We start from the raw sequence: 15,813 nt of genomic DNA, 5'->3' as shown, positions 1-15,813 counted from the left end.
AAGTGATTTTGGCGGTGATTTTGAGGCTTCGGGGCCAGCAAAATGCCTTCTGTCCGGCTTTACGGGGACGACGTTTGCCGAGCTACGGATTATTGCGGCTGAAATGTCTGAAGGTAGGCCAACAGGTTTTCGATCTTTTCCGGATCGCTGATACCCCAGAAAATCATGCGCGTCCCGGGGACTACTTTTTTTGGCGCTTCGATGTAGGCGGCCAGCGTTTCGCGGGTCCAGACCACGCCTGATGATTTCATCGCGCTAGAGTACTGGTAGTCCGTCGTGCTGCCGGCATGGCGCCCAAAAATGGCATTGAGCTGCGGACCAAAAGAACCCCGGGCTGAACCGCCTACTTGATGGCAGCCACCGCAAATTCGGTTAAAGAGTTTCCCACCCGCTTCAGCATCGCCGGCCGCTTCTGCCGGCGTGCTGAATACGCCTGAATTGAGCATCAAGGCGACGGTTAGTACTGCGACTTTCTTCATGTTCTGCTCCCCATCAGGTGTGGCCTACAACAAAAGCCGGCGGTTATTTCATCATGGATGGCTGCAATGCGGCCAGGTCAATTGCCGTCAGCCAGCGCGTCCTCCCGTAGATGTTTGATGAGCTGCTCGACGAAAACGCTGACCGCACGCGGCACCTGCCGACGGCTGGGATAGACGATGTACAAGTCGTTATTGAAACGCCCGTGCTCGGGCAAAACCTGAATCAGCCGCCCGGCCTGCAAACTCTCGCGCAAGATAGCCATCGGTAACAGGCAAATGCCCAGGCCAGCAACCGCCGCCTTCAACTGGGCCTGCGCGGTGTTGGCACTAAACCGGCCCGTCACCTCGACACTGACGAAACCTTGTGGCCCGTCGAGATTCCAGGCGGTGCGCGGTGCCTGCCTGGAGCGTCGAATACACTCGTGCATCGACAGCGCCTGCACCGTGTCCGGCGTGCCGTGAGCCTGTAAATAACCGGGGCTGGCCGCCAACACCTGACTTCCGCTGCCAACTCTACGCGCGACCAGGCTGGAATCCGGCAAATCACCGGCTCTGATGGCGACATCGATCCCTTTGTCGATCAGGTCGTCCCGGCTATCGCTGAGCAGAAAGTCCAACTGCACACCCGGATACTGTTGAAAGAATTCCGCTACCCAGCCCATCAGATAAACGTCGAAAAAATCGGCGGGGGCCGCAACCCGTACGGCGCCGGTCGGCTCCTGGCTCTCCCCTGCCAAATGGCGAGCCGCCTCGATCACCTCATTGACCTGCGTTGCACTGCGATCGTGCAAGGATCGTCCCGCCTCGGTCAGCACCAGCTTACGCGTGGAACGCTGCAACAAACGCACCCCCAAATGCGCCTCCAACTGACTGACCCGGCGACTGAGGGTATTGGCCGGCATGCCCATGCGTCGCGCCGCGCTGGCAAAACTGCCCGCCTGCACCACCTGGACAAACATCGCAACTTCATTGAGATCCAGCACCGTATTACTTCCAAAATTGGACAAGTCAAAGCCGATTATAAGCACTTATCAACGTATCACCGGCTGGATACGCTGGAATCCACGTCAAACCATTCAAGGGTGCTACATGACACTTTCAACAACGACATTGAGTCCCCTCGCCTCTGCTCAAGTTCCTGCCTCGCGCGCCATCAACCTGCGCACCCGTGGTCATGGGCACGGCCCCATTGTTCGGCTCATGAGTCCCTCGGACCTGGGTCAGTTACTCAAGCCGTTTGTGTTTCTCGACCTGTTCGCCGCGGATACCTCGTTCATTGGCAACATGCCGCTGCATCCCCATTCGGGGATCGCGACCATTACCGTGATCACTGAAGGCAACCTGCGCTTTGACGATCCGGACTCAGGTTCCGGATTCATTGGCTACGGCGGAGTCGAATGGATGCGCGCAGGCGCGGGTGTCTGGCACGGTAAAGAAATGTCTGCCGGCACATCAAAGCGGATCCAGGGGTTTCAGCTGTGGATCGCGCTGCCCGCTGACCTGGAAAACGCACCTGTCGACAGTCAGTACCTGGAGGCACCTGCCATCCCACAGGTTGGGCCGGCGCGTGTCATCGTCGGAAACTACCAGGGTGTCCAAAGCCCCGTACGTGCCCCTTCGGGCCTGAACTATTTGTTGGTGACACTGGCCGCAGGCCAACGCTGGGAGTACCAGCCACCGTCCGGGCACGAGGTCCTTTGGCTCAGCGTCAGTCGGGGTGCGGTTCATTCGCCGGAGCTTATTCAGACGGGAGAACTCGTCGCCTTCACGCCAGGTAACGGTACGCTGATACTCGAGGCCGGGGATCAGCAAGACGCGGTGTTTGTGCTGGGGTCGGCGATTCCTCACCCGCATGACCTGAAGATGGGCAACTACTCCGTGCACACCAGCCTGGACGCATTGAAAGCCGGGGAGGCAAAGATTGCCGAGTTGGGCAAACGTCTACGAGCAGAGTCCGAACAGAGATCCGGGGCGGGTTCAGTACCGATCTACAAATGACCCCACCCCAAGCGTGACAAACCTGCTGTGTACGCTGTCGCAAAACGGGTCAGTCGTATTCCGCTTCCCGATGCTCTCCCAGCAGGCGCCGTTGACGGGGCGTCGCGGCGGCCAGCACGTCGGGGTTGAAGCGCCAGTGCAGGTAAGGCGAGAACTTCTGCGCCACCATTCGCCGGCCGTAGTGTACCTGCAACAGGTAGCGCACGCGGTCGGGGGTTCGGTTGTCGCTACCGGCGTGCCACAGCTCACTGCGAAACATCAGAGCGTCCCCGGCCCGACACAGCACTGGCTTCGCGATACAGCCATGCCACTGGTTTTCGCCGCGAGCAGGCGCGCGCCCGGCTCGGTGGCTACCGGGGATCACCCGGGTGGGACTGAGGTCGGCATCGATATCGTCGAGGTAGAACTGTGCGGTGCAGATCTGCATCGGCAACTCGAAGGCCGGGTCGGCCAGCAGGCTTCGTGGCAGTTCCATCACCAGGTAATCGAGGTGCAATGGAGCGCCGATAAAGCCGGGATGGCAGCGCCAGGCGGTCTGGCCAATGATGTGACAATCCTCTCCCAGGGCTGCTTCGGCCAGTTCGATGACCCCGTACAGGTCGAGATACGGCAGCCAAAACGGGTCGCGGTTGAACACGCACTTGTAATGGTCAAGCAAGCCGCTGTAGTCCCAGTGCTCGGGCTTCAGGCCATCTATTGCATGGCGCAGCGCGCTGATTTGGGCGCTATCCAGCACACGAGGCAACACCACGAAACCGTCCTGATGCAAGGCTTGAAGGCGGTTGGCAGTCAGTGATGACAAGCGCTCGGTGGTGTCCATGTTGCGCACCCGGAAAATGCCGACAACTCCCACTCATACTGGCACTGCGCGGGGCGCTTCGCCACGTTTGCATCCTGACGGAATCTGAGCGAACGCCCCTATCGCGCGGTACCGTCGTGAGGCTTATAGAAGAGAAATTTTCGGGTCTCGGCGGTCTTGATGTATTCCCTGGCCCATTCGGGTTTCACGTGTTTACTGTGGAAATACATGGCGCCATGGGTTCGGTCGGGGATTTGATGATTGAGCGCTTTTCGCGCTATTTCCGTGGCAACCGCGTAGGGAGCATCTTCGTCGGCATGTTCCGAACGTCGATCACACCACCACGAAAACTGGCAGGCATGCTTTTTCGAACCTTGCTTGACCACCTCGCACACCGTACCTGGAAAACCTTCATGGCCTAGCCGGTTCAACACCACATTGGCAACCGCTTCCATGTCGGCCAATTCCCCGCCTTTGGCCTCCCAGAAAATGGTGCGTGAAAGGCAGGTAATTGCATTCTTCAAAGGTGCCTTGCCTGCCGGATCGACTGCCTGCGCTTCAGAGGGCGTAATCACCTCGGCTTTGGGGACGGGCGCCACACTGCCCTTCTCTGCAGTCTTCTGCTCCAGGACCTGCGCCTTGTCCACCGCCACCGCCTTGTTTTGCGCTTGGTCAGCCGCGCTCACCTGCCCCCCGAGAAGGGTTATTGCGAGGCAGGTGGCTATCCAGATCAGGCGCATGACAAACCTTATGACCGAGTCATGTTGGCGACTCCGCTTATTGCGGTCGACACCGTGGCAGCCCAATCATTCCAACAGACTGACAGCAGGTAACCATTGCGGCTACGCACCAACCTGACCGTCCACTTCTCCCTCTGCTTTGCGTGCACAGATGCTGATAACGGGGAACTCCTGACTGCCGTCACACCTCCAAATTCATGTAGCACATCCGTTGCTTCATCCATTCGGAGGACGCCGTCATGCGTCGCACACTTGTCATCTCTTCGCTAATCCTTTGTCTGCCCTTTGGTTCGGCCTTTGCCCGTGTGGATGCACGCGATGTCGCCACCTCGGCAGGTGTTTCCGCATCCCTTTACTCAACGTTCAAGGACCACAAACTGGTCGTTTCCGCCCGCGATGACGCTTCCAGCTTCGTGGCGAGTGGAGGCGCGATTCGCGGTGCCTATCTGGAGTCGGAGTTGAAACGGATTCGACTTGAACACCCGGACCTCAAGGCAAGCGACGAAGACCTGGCCCAAGCGATCCTCATTCAAGCCGAGGCACCTGCAGATCACTAGAGGTGTACGCACGTCAGTGACAGGCATTGGAGGTTCACCGGGGTGATTGCGTTGGCCGATCATCCAGGCCCTTGGCCTCTGTACTGACAGGCACAACCGAAAAGGAACTCCTGTCCGACACCACGTATCAAAAAACATAAGGCCGGTCATTCAGGCCTCATGCATACGGAGGACTCGCCATGCGACGTATATTCCTCATTCCTTTGCTGGTGCTGCTTTGCCTGCCCTTTGGTTCGGCCATGGCCCACAGGCACCACATGCCCGATATTGATGCGCGCGATGTGGCGACGTCGGCGGGGATTTCCGTGTCGCTGTACTCGACGTTCAGAGACGACAAAATCGTCACGCCAGCCCGCGAAGACCTCTCCAGCTTCGTCGCGAGCGGCGGCGCCATCCGCGACGCCAATCTGGAGTTGATGTTGATGCAGGCTCGACACGATCATCCAGGCCTGAAGGCCAGTGACGAAGAGCTGGCTCAAGCGCTGCTCGTTCAAGATCAACTGCCAGCCGGTCAATAAGAGGTCAATGAACGTCAGCGGTGGGCCCGCCAGCCCGCCGCGCATTGCCACCTATACTCAATTTCACCTCCCCCCTCGGGGCCTGCACTGCCAACAATAAGTAGCAGAGGTGGAACATGGTCTGGCAGCAAGTCTACGATCCCTTCGGCAACCCGCTGGTCTCGACTCTCATGGCGGCGTTACCGGTGGTGGTGATGCTCACGTCCCTGGCGTTTTTCCATCTCAAGGCGCATATCGCGGCCTTGCTGGCGCTGAGCACAGCCTTGCTGATCGCCATCTTCGCCTTCGGCATGCCGGCGAACATGGCCGGTTCCGCCGCGCTGTTAGGCGCCGCCACCGGCCTGCTGCCGATTGGCTGGATCGTGCTCAACATCATCTTCCTGCATCGGCTGACCACCGAGAATGGCTCGTTCAAGGTCCTGCAGGATTCCCTCGCACGCATCACCGACGATCGCCGTTTGCAATTGCTGCTGATCGCCTTTTGCTTCGGTGCATTCTTCGAAGGCGCGGCGGGGTTCGGCACACCGGTGGCGGTGACCGGGGCCATTCTGATCGGGCTGGGCTTCTCGCCTCTGGCCGCGTCCGGCCTGGCGTTGATCGCCAACACAGCGCCGGTGGCGTTCGGTGCCTTGGGCACGCCCATCATCACCTTGGCCAAGGTCACCGGGCTGGATGAAATGGAACTGTCGATGATGGTCGGTCGGCAGTTGCCGTTCTTCTCGGTGCTCGTGCCGTTCTGGTTGATCTGGGCCTTCGCCGGTTGGCGCAAGATGCTGGAAATCTGGCCGGCGATTCTGGTGGCCGGGGTCAGCTTCGCGGTGCCGCAGTTCTTCGTGTCCAACTACCACGGGCCAATGCTGGTGGACGTGATTGCCGCATTGATCTCCATGGCCTGCCTGACTGCTTTTCTCAAGGTCTGGAAACCCGCCCGTGTGCACACCTCTGCCGCCTTGTCGGGGCGAGTCGACGACTCAAAAATAGATGAATCCCAGGACGAAAAACCGCTGGCCAGCCCAACCTTTGCCAGCGATGCCCGGCCCGCCGTCATGCGCGCATGGATGCCCTGGATCATCCTTACAGTCTTCGTTTTCGCCTGGGGCACCCAAGGCTTCAAAAACATGTTCGACACCCGTCCGGCCATGGACCCGCAAACCCACTCGGCCAAGCTCGATCCCCAGGGTAAGCCGGTGAGCGAGGCGAACCCGATCTTCGCGCCGGCCCTGACCTTCACCACCCTGCACTTGCAGGTCGAGAAAGTTCCGCCGGTGGTGCCGCAACCGAAGCCTGAGGAAGCGATCTACAAATTCACCTGGTTCACCAGCACCGGCAGCGGCATCTTGCTGGCGGCGATTTTCGGCGGGCTGCTGATGGGCTATTCCATCCCGCAACTGGTGAGCCAATACCTGCGAACGCTGTGGGTGGTGCGTTATTCGCTGACCACCATCGCGGCCATGCTTGCCCTCGGCTTCATCACCCGCTATTCCGGCCTGGACGCGACCATGGGCCTGGCGTTCGCCGCCACCGGGATCTTCTACCCGATGTTCGGCACTTTGCTCGGCTGGCTCGGCGTTGCTTTGACCGGGTCGGACACGGCGTCCAACGTGCTGTTCGGCGGCTTGCAACGGGTGACCTCGGAACAACTGGGCATCAGCCCGATATTGATGGCCGCGGCCAACAGTTCCGGCGGGGTCATGGGCAAGATGGTCGACGCCCAATCTATCGTGGTCGCCTCCACCGCCACCCGCTGGTACGGGCATGAAGGGGAAATCCTGCGCTATGTGTTTTTCCACTCCATCGTGCTGGCGATACTGGTCGGTGGGCTGGTCACATTGCAGGCGTATGTGGTGCCGTTCAGCCATTTGGTGGTCGGCGGACATTGATCGACACCAGGCGGGTTGTTTTCCTTTAGCTCCACGCCCGGGATCTTCAACCGGGCATGAAGCCTGGCGGCCAGCATCGCCCTCCTCTTACACCAGCCGCTCGATCTTCTGGTGCTGCCAGATCATGGTGTAATACGCCGTCTGCAACGCCAGCATGCTCAGGTAAGCCAGCGGAAACGCCATCCACACCCCTTGCAATCCGAACCGCGCATCCAATAAATACGCCATTGGCAACTGCACCCCGACCACGCACATGATCGCAATCGCTACCGGCACCATCACCGTGCCGCTGGCGCGCATGATGCCGCCGATGACCGCCTGGAAGCCAAACACCAGCAGGCTCCAGAGCATGATGTGCAACAGGTGTTCGGCCATAGCCTGGGTGGACGGATCGGTGAGGAACAACCCCAGCAACCAGTGCGACAGCAAATAACCCAGCACCACCAGGCCCCCGGTCAGCCACACATTGATCAACAGCCCGGTGCGCAGGATCGGCCCGATGCGTTCGATGCGCCCTGCCCCGATGGCCTGGGCGCCGAGGATCGACGCCGTGATCGCAATCGACAGCGCCGGGAATTGCACGTAATTGACGATCTGCGTCACCGCCCCGTACGCCGCCGTCGCCTGGGAACCGTGCTGGTTGACCAGCGCCAGAATCACCAGCTCCGACAGCGACAGCACCACCATCTGCAACCCGGTGGGCAGGCCGATGCGCAGCACTTTGCCAAGGATCTCCAGGTCCAGCCGCATCGCCGCAAAAAACGCCCGATCCGGCGCCAACGGATGCCCCTTGCGAAGCAACCGCCACGCCAACAGCCCCATAGCCGACAGGTTACCCGCCAACCCGGCATACGCCGCACTCTGAATGCCCATCGGCGGCAAGCCGAACCAACCGCGAATCAACGCCGGCGTCAGCGCCAGCCCGATACACGTCGACACCAGCAACGCCACCAGTGGCGACAGCGTATCGCTGACCCCACGCAACAACTGGGTAAACAGCACATAGACCAACAGCGACGGCAGGGTCCACATCATCACCTGCGCATACGCCACCGCATCGTCCAGCACATCCGCCGGCGTCCCCAACCCCTGCAACGCCGGCCGCGCCAACACACTCCCCACCACCGCCGCCACCAAGCCGATCATCGCCCCCAACAGCAACGTCGTCCCGGCAATCGCCTTGACCATCTGCGGCTCCCGCGCCCCCCACGCCTGACCAATCAACACCCCTGCCCCCGCACCAAGGCCGATGACCAGCGCGATGAAGAAAAACACAATCGGGAACATTCCGGACACAGCCGCCAGGGCTTGAGTGCCGAGCATTTGGCCGATGTAGATGCTGTTGATCGTGCCTGACATGGACTGGAGGAAGTTCGACAGGACCATGGGGGCCAGGAACAGGAGGTAGGTTTGCCAGAGGGGGCGTTGGGTTGTTGGGGTTTGCATGGAGGTTCCGTCTCGGATGGGGATGCCGTGACGGGATTCTACGGAGGGTGGAATGAGTAATAAACACAATTAATCGAAACCAACTGTTTACACCTCGGCCGGATAAACCAATCAGAAATACGCAGATACATCACTGAGAGTTCGTTAGGAAAAAGAGATCTACGCTCAATCCACACCCACCAAAGGAAGGTACGCATGCTTTACATACCGTGTATGAAAGTTGGCCAGAACGATGTAAAAGCACTGATCAATCTGGAAGATGCTCGTAAGGAATTAGTGTCCCCTCTGCTCAACATGAGAGGCATAGAACGCCACCTTAATGATTTTCTCGCAGACTGGGTGACTACGCTTATTTGATGGACATATCCAGATCTGCGCTAGACATTGCCAATGACGTGATAGGTGAAAGAGATCTACACAACCCCAACAATCACTTCGAAAACAAACGCAATTGGTTTGTAGAGGTAAAAGCTAAAAACAGTTCATTGATACCGGTCGTCTCCTGGTTAGACACCGACAACGCCCGAGACATCATACAACAGGCAAGGCTACTGCTAGCTGAGTTTGACACCATCGCAATCAGGGTTGCTTGCCCCTCTGAAATCGCGGGCCCAAGCTGGGACAGAGCCATGAGCATTCTGGATGCCATACCCGATCCAGAAAATATACTTGTGATTCTGGACTTTGGAGATAGATCTCCAATATCCACCATAAATGGCGGCACACTCGACCACAGTTTATCCGCCCTGGATAACTACGAGGTGTATGGCGTGGCGCTTGTCAGCTCATCTTTTCCAAGTCAAAAGCCTCAATCCGGCAGCTCCAGCACCGCCCTATGTCACGACATTGTCTGGCAAGCTGAAGCCAGACAACTCAACGACTCAATAAACCTCATTTATGGCGATTATGCGGGCACCAACCCTGGCGCCGCAGTCGAGTACATTCAAGGCATGGCCGTCATACCCTTCGCCAGTTATTACGTACCTAACGAATGGTGGTTGAAGCGATTGGGAAGAGATAAAGAATTTGAAAACTACGTCCAGCTAGCCAGAGAAATCCGTCAACTACCCGATTACCATGGTGACGATTTTTGCTGGGCAACCAGGGAATATAGTCGGATAAGCCAAACCAATGAACGATATGGCAACAATGGAGTATGGAACGGCTTTAGAGCCAACCAGCACATTTGCGCAACGCTACAGTTTCTTCAATACGAAAATGATGGCGACATACTTTCCATTGACGACATGCTCTGACCTACTGAGTAACGAGTTTTAAGCCTGCTTAAAACCTTATCTCGGATCAACTCCCACTCCAGCGCCTCTGCGACTTCGAGGCGTACTTCTTTTATTTTCATCGCGCTTTTCGTTTCTACTTGAAATTCTTTACAGATCTCATCTAACTCGGACCGCCACAAAAGACCCGTCAGCGTGAACTTATCGCGCAATTTATTGTGCGTGGCCTTCCTGACCACGGCGATAGATCCAAGGTCGTCAACCACCAGAATCCCAACGCTTTTATGAGTGACGCCAAAGGCTTTTTCCAGGTGCTTGGAATGACAGCAAAGCCATACCTGATCAAAGCACGTGAGATAAGCTTCCTGCTGCCCTTCCCACCTGGACAGGCTATCTGATGCGGACTTTATTTCGAATGCCGTTAGCTGGCCGTTAGCGTGTACAAGATCTGCACGCCTCGCTTTGTTGATGAAGCAAAGCTCGCCGATGAAAACATCGTCTTCAGCATGAGGCATGGTCTTGGCGACCCATGTTTTGAGCAATTCGCGGATATGATCTGGAGTGTGCATGGCGCAGGAGTATAGCTTCTCTGCCCTGCGAAACCTATGCGCGATGTGGCTCTATCTGTGGACATGAAAGGTCCGGGGCCGCGTCAATACAGATCCTACAGCAGCCTCGGAATCCCTCACCTTGCCCCCTGATTGGATGAAGCTTATAGTCCGCCCCGTCGCCCATATGGCGAACGGGTTTGGCGACCTATTGATCGGATCAGCCCTTTAAATCTGATTCGGAGTTTCACCCATGGATAGATACATGCCCCTCACCGGAATCGACCTGATCCCGGCCTCCCTGCTCATCGACACCCAAGCCCCACTCGACGTGCTGCAAGCCACCGCCGACTACCGCATCCGCACCGTCACTCAGGTGCTGGAAAATATCGCCTTTCGTGCCGACATCGAGAGCGACACGGTGGTGCTGGCCGACTTTGCCAAGCTGTTGGCCATTCCGTTGCGCGATGGGTGCGATTTGATGGATGTGATCGGCAGACGCTTGCGGGCGCAGGCGGCGAAGTGAATGAAAACGGGCGCCTTGAAGGCGCCCGCTTTGTGTGCCGGGGAGCGATAGTGTCGTGACATCAACCGGAACGGCGCTATTTGATCTGCACAATGACCGGGCCTTCCGTGACGATCGGCGGGCTCGCGTGGATATGTGAGGCATTTTTTTGAATCCACTCGCGCGCGACTTTCAAGCTCGCATCGCTGCCGGCCTTGTCCGTGCAAACAGTCACCGCCGTAACACCATCACCCGTATTCAGCAGCGTGTAGCTGACGAGGCCAGGCACTGTCCGCAGGGCGGCTTCGACATCGGCCTTGCGCTCTTCCAAGAGTTTGAAAAGCTGCTGTGCTCCAGTACCCAGGTAGGTTCTTATCACCGCATACATAGTCGTCTCCTTTGGGAGTCCCGTCTTGATGCCAAGCCAGATCCGATGATCGCCGCTATCACTCAGGTTTCAGTTCACTCCCGATTTTTTAAGTTTAGCCAAACGCTGGTGACAAACGAGATGCAACGACTACCGGCCGTGCCCTGCCATCCGACACACATCGCTTAGCGACATTCAAAACCAGCCAAGGCGTTCGCCAGCGCCGTAAACCAGGTAGACGCCCAGGCCACAGACAAAAAGGCCAAACATGAGGCGAAGGTGCGGCCCCTGCATATGATTGGCAAATCTGGCCCCCAGCCATGAACCCAGGAACATGGTTGCAGCAATGATGATTGCCGCACGCACATCCACGTTTCCAAACCGGTAATACTCAACCGCTGCGGCGAGCCCGATGGGCGGTAACAGCACGGCCAGGGAGGTTCCGGTTGCCATGTGTTGAGAGAACCCCGCCCAGTAAATGAGTGCCGGCACGATGACAATGCCCCCACCAATACCAAAAAAACCGGCAGCAACCCCTCCCAAAGTTCCGATGACTGCGAACAAGAGCCACGCTGGCATGGGAATCTCCTCTTGATGGAACGACCCATTTCGAGTCTCAAGCAATAAGGTTTAGACAGTATCTGAACGGTAGCAGGTACGCTGGGGAGTCGCGGCATCAATCGCCAACTGCCCCAGTGCCTGGCTTGGGTCGAATCGGCCGCTCCGTTGATGTCAATCCGTACGGTCGTCCATTTCACGGCGTACAAGCGAGTGAATGTGAATAATTAACATTATTTCAGAATATTACTGAGCTCACCCTGATTGTCATCAGACAGAAATATTTCAGGAATTAAATCGTCACTTCTTTGATAGGTGGGTCATTCCACTTAGCCCCTTCCATTGAGGTCTTGCCGTGATGTTGCTGACTAAAAAAAGCCTGTCTGTCTTGCTGGCTTCCCTCTGCCTGAGTAGCGTTGCTCATGCAACCGATGTTACCGGTGCAGGCTCCAGCTTTGTTTATCCGGTTTTGTCCAAGTGGTCGCAGGACTACAGTAAAAGCTCTAGCAACCGCATCAATTACCAGTCGATTGGGTCGGGTGGAGGTATCGCCCAGATTAAGGCGGCAACAGTAGACTTTGGTGCCTCCGATGCCCCATTGTCAGTTGATGAACTCAAGGCCGGTGGCCTGGGCCAGTTTCCCAGTGTCATTGGCGGCATCGTGCCGGTGATGAACATCGATGGTATCGCGGCGGGCCAATTGAAGCTCGACGGTGAGACCTTGGCAAAAATCTTCCTTGGCGAGATTACTGTTTGGAACGACCCGGCTATCGCCGCACTGAACCCGAACATGAAACTGCCCGGCAGTAAAATCACCGTCGTCCACCGTTCTGACGGCTCAGGCACCTCCTATAACTTCACCAACTACCTCTCTAAAGTGAGTGATGGCTGGAAATCGAAAATCGGTTTCGGCACCACTGTGCCTTGGCCGGTCGGTGTGGGTGGCAAAGGCAACGAAGGTGTCTCTGCCTACGTCAAGCAGATCAAAAACTCAATCGGTTATGTTGAGTACGCCTATGCCCTGCAAAACAAGATGACTCACGCGCAGCTGAAGAACGCTGCCGGGAAATTCATTCAACCCGATTCCAAAGCTTTCCAAGCGGCTGCCGACACTGCGGACTGGGCTAACGCCAAGGATTTCAACCTGATCATGACCAACGCCCCTGGCGATAGCGCATGGCCGATCACGGCGACGACTTGGATCATCATGTACAAACAGCCAAAGAATGCCGAGCAAAGCCAAGCCGCCTTCAACTTCTTCAAATGGTCGTTGGAGAACGGTCAACAACAGGCCTCGGCGCTGGACTATGTAGCCTTGCCTGACTCTCTTGTGAAGCGGATCGAAGGTTATTGGAAGTCCGACTTCGCCCATTGATCCAGCAACACCTAAAACACCCCTTCCCCAGCGTGTTTTTTTGCCTGGCGGAGGGGTTTGTTTGTGAGCAGATTTATAATGAATGACACAGTCCAACCTCTGGTCATGACCCATTACACTAGTGACGTTACGAGTGATATGCGTGCTGCTCGTGATCAGCGTCATGATCTATGGTTCAAGCGTTCGATGCTGGGAGCAGCGATGCTGGTGCTGGTGCTTCTGGCGAGCATCGCAATATCAACACTTTGGGGCGGCAGTCTTGCGCTCAAGACCTTTGGTCTCGATTTTCTAACAAGCACTGAGTGGGATGCCGTTAATAACCACTTTGGAGCCTTGGTGCCGATTTACGGCACCCTCGTGACGTCTTTTCTGGCGTTGCTGATTGCGGTTCCCGTCAGTTTTGGCATTGCGATTTTTCTGACTGAAGTAGCACCGCCTTGGCTGCGGATGCCCGTTGCTTCGGCGGTTGAATTGCTCGCAGGGATTCCATCGATTATCTATGGCATGTGGGGTTTGTTCGTTTTCGGCCCGTTCATGGCGGAATATCTGTCGCCCTGGATCAATGACTATCTGGGTGCGCTTCCTTTGGTCGGTTCGCTGTTTCAAGGCCCTCCATTAGGAATCGGCATGCTGACAGCGGGCATCGTCTTGGCAATCATGATCATGCCCTTCATTACCTCAGTCATGCATGAGGTGTTTCGTAGCGTTCCCACAACCCTCAAAGAGTCTGCTTACGCGCTTGGCAGTACCACTTGGGAAGTGGTCTGGGACATCGTTCTGCCTTACACACGGTCTGCGGTGGTCGGAGGTATATTTCTGGGACTTGGACGCGCGCTGGGCGAGACCATGGCGGTGACTTTCGTGCTGGGTAATGCTCAACAGTTCTCTGCTTCGTTGCTGATGCCGAGCAGCTCCATTGCTTCGGTAATCGCCAACGAGTTCAGCGAAGCCTATACAGACCTGCATCGTTCGGCGCTCATCGCACTGGGTTTCTTGCTGTTTATCGTCACATTTATCGTATTGGCGTTAGCACGACTCCTGCTTGTGCGGCTTTCACGCAAGGAGGGTCTATGACCGGCAATGAACGTCTCTACCAACGCCGGGCCTTAAAGAATCGGGTTGCAATGGTGCTCAGTTGTGGCGCCACTGCTTTCGGCCTCATTTGGCTGGTCTGGATTCTGATGACCACGGTAATCAACGGACTTCAGGCGCTCAATCTTCGCCTCTTTACTCAGATGACACCGCCGCCTGGTACGGAAGGTGGTCTGGCAAATGCGTTCTATGGCAGTGCTCTGATGTCAGCTATCGCCCTGTTGATCGGCACGCCAATTGGTTTGATGGCGGGAGTCTGGTTAGCAGAGTTTGCGCGACATTCGCGTCTGGGCAACACCGTCCGTTTTATTAACGACATTCTGCTTTCGGCACCGTCCATTGTGTTGGGTTTGTTCATTTACACCGGCGTTATCCTGCCATTGAACATACTGACGAACCATCAGGTCGGTTTCTCTGCTATCGCCGGTGCTCTGGCATTGGCGCTATTGGTGATTCCGGTGGTGGTGAGGACAACTGACGAGATGCTTCAGTTGCAACCCTCAACACTGCGGGAAGCCGCGCTGGCATTAGGCGTTCCACAATGGAAGTTGACGTTGCAAATCGTATTGCGAGCGGCGAAAGCGGGTGTGGTGACCGGGGTACTTCTCGCGCTGGCCAGAATCACCGGTGAAACAGCGCCGCTACTGTTTACCGCATTTGGTAACCAGTTCTGGAGCAGCAATCTTCTCAAACCGATTGCCAGCGTTCCTGTGGTGATTTTTCAGTACGCCATGAGCCCGTTCGATGACTGGCACTCGCTAGCCTGGGCCGGTGCATTAGTGCTGACATTGTTTGTACTGATACTCAGTTTACTGTCCCGTTTGATCCTTTTGCGCAATAGGTTGACCTGATGAATAGTCGTGACCTTGCCAACGAAAGAACTAAAATTCGAGTTCGTGGCCTGGAATTTTTTTACAATAACCAGCGTTCTCTGAAGTCGATCGATATGGATATTCCAGAGAAACGCATCACGGCGATCATTGGGCCATCAGGTTGCGGGAAGTCGACGCTGCTGCGAGTGTTCAACCGTATCTACGCCATGTACCCGAAGCAGGAAGCGCGCGGCGAAGTGCTGCTCAACGGAGAGAATATTCTCGCTCCCGGTTACTCAATGAATCGCCTGCGTAGCCATATCGGCATGGTGTTCCAAAAACCGGTACCGTTTCCAATGTCAATCTACGACAACATTGCCTACGCCGTGCGCCACCATGAACAGCTCTCCCGTCATGAGATGGATGCACGCGTCGAGCAAGCCTTGAATGGGGCCGCGCTTTGGGACGAGGTAAAGGATAAGCTCAAACAGAGCGCACAGAGTCTGTCTGGCGGCCAACAGCAGCGCCTGTGTATAGCGCGCACCATCGCTTTGCGGCCACAAGTATTACTCCTGGATGAGCCAACTTCCGCTCTTGACCCGATTTCCACCGGACGGATAGAGCAGTTAATTACTGAATTGAAAGAGCAATACACCGTCATCATCGTCACCCACAACATGCAGCAAGCCGCACGGGTATCGGACTACACCGCTTTTATGTTTATGGGCGAATTGATTGAGCATGACGTAACCGACACGATCTTCACCATGCCAAAAATGAAGCAGACGGAAGACTACATCACCGGTCGATTCGGATAGCCGGACCGCCGAACAATGGCGTGCAATGCAACGTGCTGGTGGTGTCGTTACCCGCCGTCGAAACAGGCAGCTAACGACCCCCATTG

18 protein-coding genes are annotated in these 15,813 nt (G+C 56.6%); 10 read left to right on the top strand and 8 right to left on the bottom strand.

The window, feature by feature from the left end:
* Positions 1-89: 89 nt before the first annotated feature.
* Together HK44_RS15175 and HK44_RS15170 are read right to left on the bottom strand one after the other, a co-directional pair.
* Positions 90-479 carry a c-type cytochrome gene (locus HK44_RS15175; RefSeq protein ID WP_019690656.1) on the bottom strand — a complete coding sequence of 130 codons (390 nt, stop codon included), beginning with the start codon at positions 477-479 and terminating at the stop codon, positions 90-92.
* A 77-nt stretch (positions 480-556) separates the two neighbouring features.
* A complete protein-coding gene (locus HK44_RS15170; RefSeq protein WP_019690657.1) occupies positions 557-1,462 on the bottom strand; it encodes a LysR family transcriptional regulator in 906 nt (301 codons plus the stop codon).
* Positions 1,463-1,679: 217 nt separating this feature from the next.
* Here HK44_RS15170 and HK44_RS15165 point away from each other — a divergent pair, with 217 nt between their 5' ends.
* On the top strand, positions 1,680-2,477 hold the full coding sequence (locus HK44_RS15165; protein ID WP_019690658.1) for a pirin family protein: 798 nt from the start codon (positions 1,680-1,682) through the stop codon (positions 2,475-2,477).
* A 49-nt stretch (positions 2,478-2,526) separates the two neighbouring features.
* Here HK44_RS15165 and HK44_RS15160 read toward each other — a convergent pair whose 3' ends face one another.
* Positions 2,527-3,297, bottom strand: a complete 771-nt coding sequence (locus HK44_RS15160) for a phytanoyl-CoA dioxygenase family protein (protein WP_019690659.1) — start codon at positions 3,295-3,297, stop codon at positions 2,527-2,529.
* A 98-nt stretch (positions 3,298-3,395) separates the two neighbouring features.
* Positions 3,396-4,016 (bottom strand): cell wall hydrolase, encoded by a 621-nt coding sequence (locus HK44_RS15155; protein ID WP_019690660.1) that lies wholly within the window; start codon positions 4,014-4,016, stop codon positions 3,396-3,398.
* Positions 4,017-4,255: 239 nt separating this feature from the next.
* On the opposite strand from HK44_RS15155, the gene HK44_RS15150 reads away from it, so the two are divergent.
* The 3 genes from HK44_RS15150 (at position 4,256) to HK44_RS15140 (ending at position 6,971) form a co-directional block, all read left to right on the top strand.
* On the top strand, positions 4,256-4,573 hold the full coding sequence (locus tag HK44_RS15150; RefSeq protein ID WP_019690661.1) for a DUF2388 domain-containing protein: 318 nt from the start codon (positions 4,256-4,258) through the stop codon (positions 4,571-4,573).
* Between the two features lie 179 nt (positions 4,574-4,752).
* Complete coding sequence (locus tag HK44_RS15145; RefSeq protein WP_019690662.1) at positions 4,753-5,091, top strand: DUF2388 domain-containing protein; 339 nt, start codon at positions 4,753-4,755, stop codon at positions 5,089-5,091.
* Positions 5,092-5,207: 116 nt separating this feature from the next.
* On the top strand, positions 5,208-6,971 hold the full coding sequence (locus HK44_RS15140; RefSeq protein ID WP_019690663.1) for an L-lactate permease: 1,764 nt from the start codon (positions 5,208-5,210) through the stop codon (positions 6,969-6,971).
* Positions 6,972-7,058: 87 nt separating this feature from the next.
* Here HK44_RS15140 and HK44_RS15135 read toward each other — a convergent pair whose 3' ends face one another.
* Positions 7,059-8,417: an MATE family efflux transporter gene (locus tag HK44_RS15135; RefSeq protein ID WP_019690664.1), complete on the bottom strand. Its 1,359-nt coding sequence runs from the start codon at positions 8,415-8,417 to the stop codon at positions 7,059-7,061.
* 356 nt (positions 8,418-8,773) lie between these two features.
* Between HK44_RS15135 and HK44_RS15130 the strand changes: the two genes are divergently transcribed.
* Entirely contained in the window at positions 8,774-9,673 is a 900-nt protein-coding gene (locus tag HK44_RS15130) for a beta family protein (RefSeq protein ID WP_024264967.1), read from the top strand.
* On the opposite strand, the gene HK44_RS15125 is transcribed toward HK44_RS15130, so the two are convergent.
* The gene (locus HK44_RS15125) at positions 9,625-10,221 is read right to left on the bottom strand and encodes a sce7726 family protein (RefSeq protein ID WP_024264966.1); all 597 of its coding nucleotides are present in this window, start codon (positions 10,219-10,221) and stop codon (positions 9,625-9,627) included. The two genes, HK44_RS15130 and HK44_RS15125, sit on opposite strands and share 49 nt — an antisense overlap.
* 232 nt (positions 10,222-10,453) lie before the next feature.
* Between HK44_RS15125 and HK44_RS15120 the strand changes: the two genes are divergently transcribed.
* Positions 10,454-10,726, top strand: coding sequence for a hypothetical protein (locus tag HK44_RS15120; RefSeq protein ID WP_024264965.1), 273 nt, complete (start codon positions 10,454-10,456; stop codon positions 10,724-10,726).
* A 76-nt stretch (positions 10,727-10,802) separates the two neighbouring features.
* Here HK44_RS15120 and HK44_RS15115 read toward each other — a convergent pair whose 3' ends face one another.
* Together HK44_RS15115 and HK44_RS15110 are read right to left on the bottom strand one after the other, a co-directional pair.
* Entirely contained in the window at positions 10,803-11,093 is a 291-nt protein-coding gene (locus HK44_RS15115; RefSeq protein WP_019690667.1) for a hypothetical protein, read from the bottom strand.
* Between the two features lie 174 nt (positions 11,094-11,267).
* Complete coding sequence (locus HK44_RS15110; protein ID WP_019690668.1) at positions 11,268-11,651, bottom strand: sulfite exporter TauE/SafE family protein; 384 nt, start codon at positions 11,649-11,651, stop codon at positions 11,268-11,270.
* 337 nt (positions 11,652-11,988) lie between these two features.
* On the opposite strand from HK44_RS15110, the gene pstS reads away from it, so the two are divergent.
* The 4 genes from pstS to pstB all read left to right on the top strand — a co-directional run bounded on the left by pstS (position 11,989) and on the right by pstB (position 15,727).
* A complete protein-coding gene (gene pstS / locus HK44_RS15105) occupies positions 11,989-13,005 on the top strand; it encodes a phosphate ABC transporter substrate-binding protein PstS (protein WP_019690669.1) in 1,017 nt (338 codons plus the stop codon).
* A 105-nt stretch (positions 13,006-13,110) separates the two neighbouring features.
* Positions 13,111-14,079 (top strand): phosphate ABC transporter permease subunit PstC, encoded by a 969-nt coding sequence (pstC, locus tag HK44_RS15100; RefSeq protein WP_031319488.1) that lies wholly within the window; start codon positions 13,111-13,113, stop codon positions 14,077-14,079.
* Complete coding sequence (gene pstA / locus HK44_RS15095) at positions 14,076-14,948, top strand: phosphate ABC transporter permease PstA (RefSeq protein WP_019690671.1); 873 nt, start codon at positions 14,076-14,078, stop codon at positions 14,946-14,948. Before pstC ends, pstA begins: the two co-directional genes overlap by 4 nt.
* The gene (pstB, locus tag HK44_RS15090) at positions 14,948-15,727 is read left to right on the top strand and encodes a phosphate ABC transporter ATP-binding protein PstB (RefSeq protein ID WP_019690672.1); all 780 of its coding nucleotides are present in this window, start codon (positions 14,948-14,950) and stop codon (positions 15,725-15,727) included. Before pstA ends, pstB begins: the two co-directional genes overlap by 1 nt.
* Positions 15,728-15,813 lie beyond the last annotated feature (86 nt).

The organism is Pseudomonas fluorescens HK44 (assembly GCF_000217955.3).
Taxonomy (GTDB): domain Bacteria; phylum Pseudomonadota; class Gammaproteobacteria; order Pseudomonadales; family Pseudomonadaceae; genus Aquipseudomonas; species Aquipseudomonas fluorescens_AQ.
Note: the sequence above shows the minus strand (reverse complement) of the source record. Positions and strands in the feature narration are given on the sequence as shown.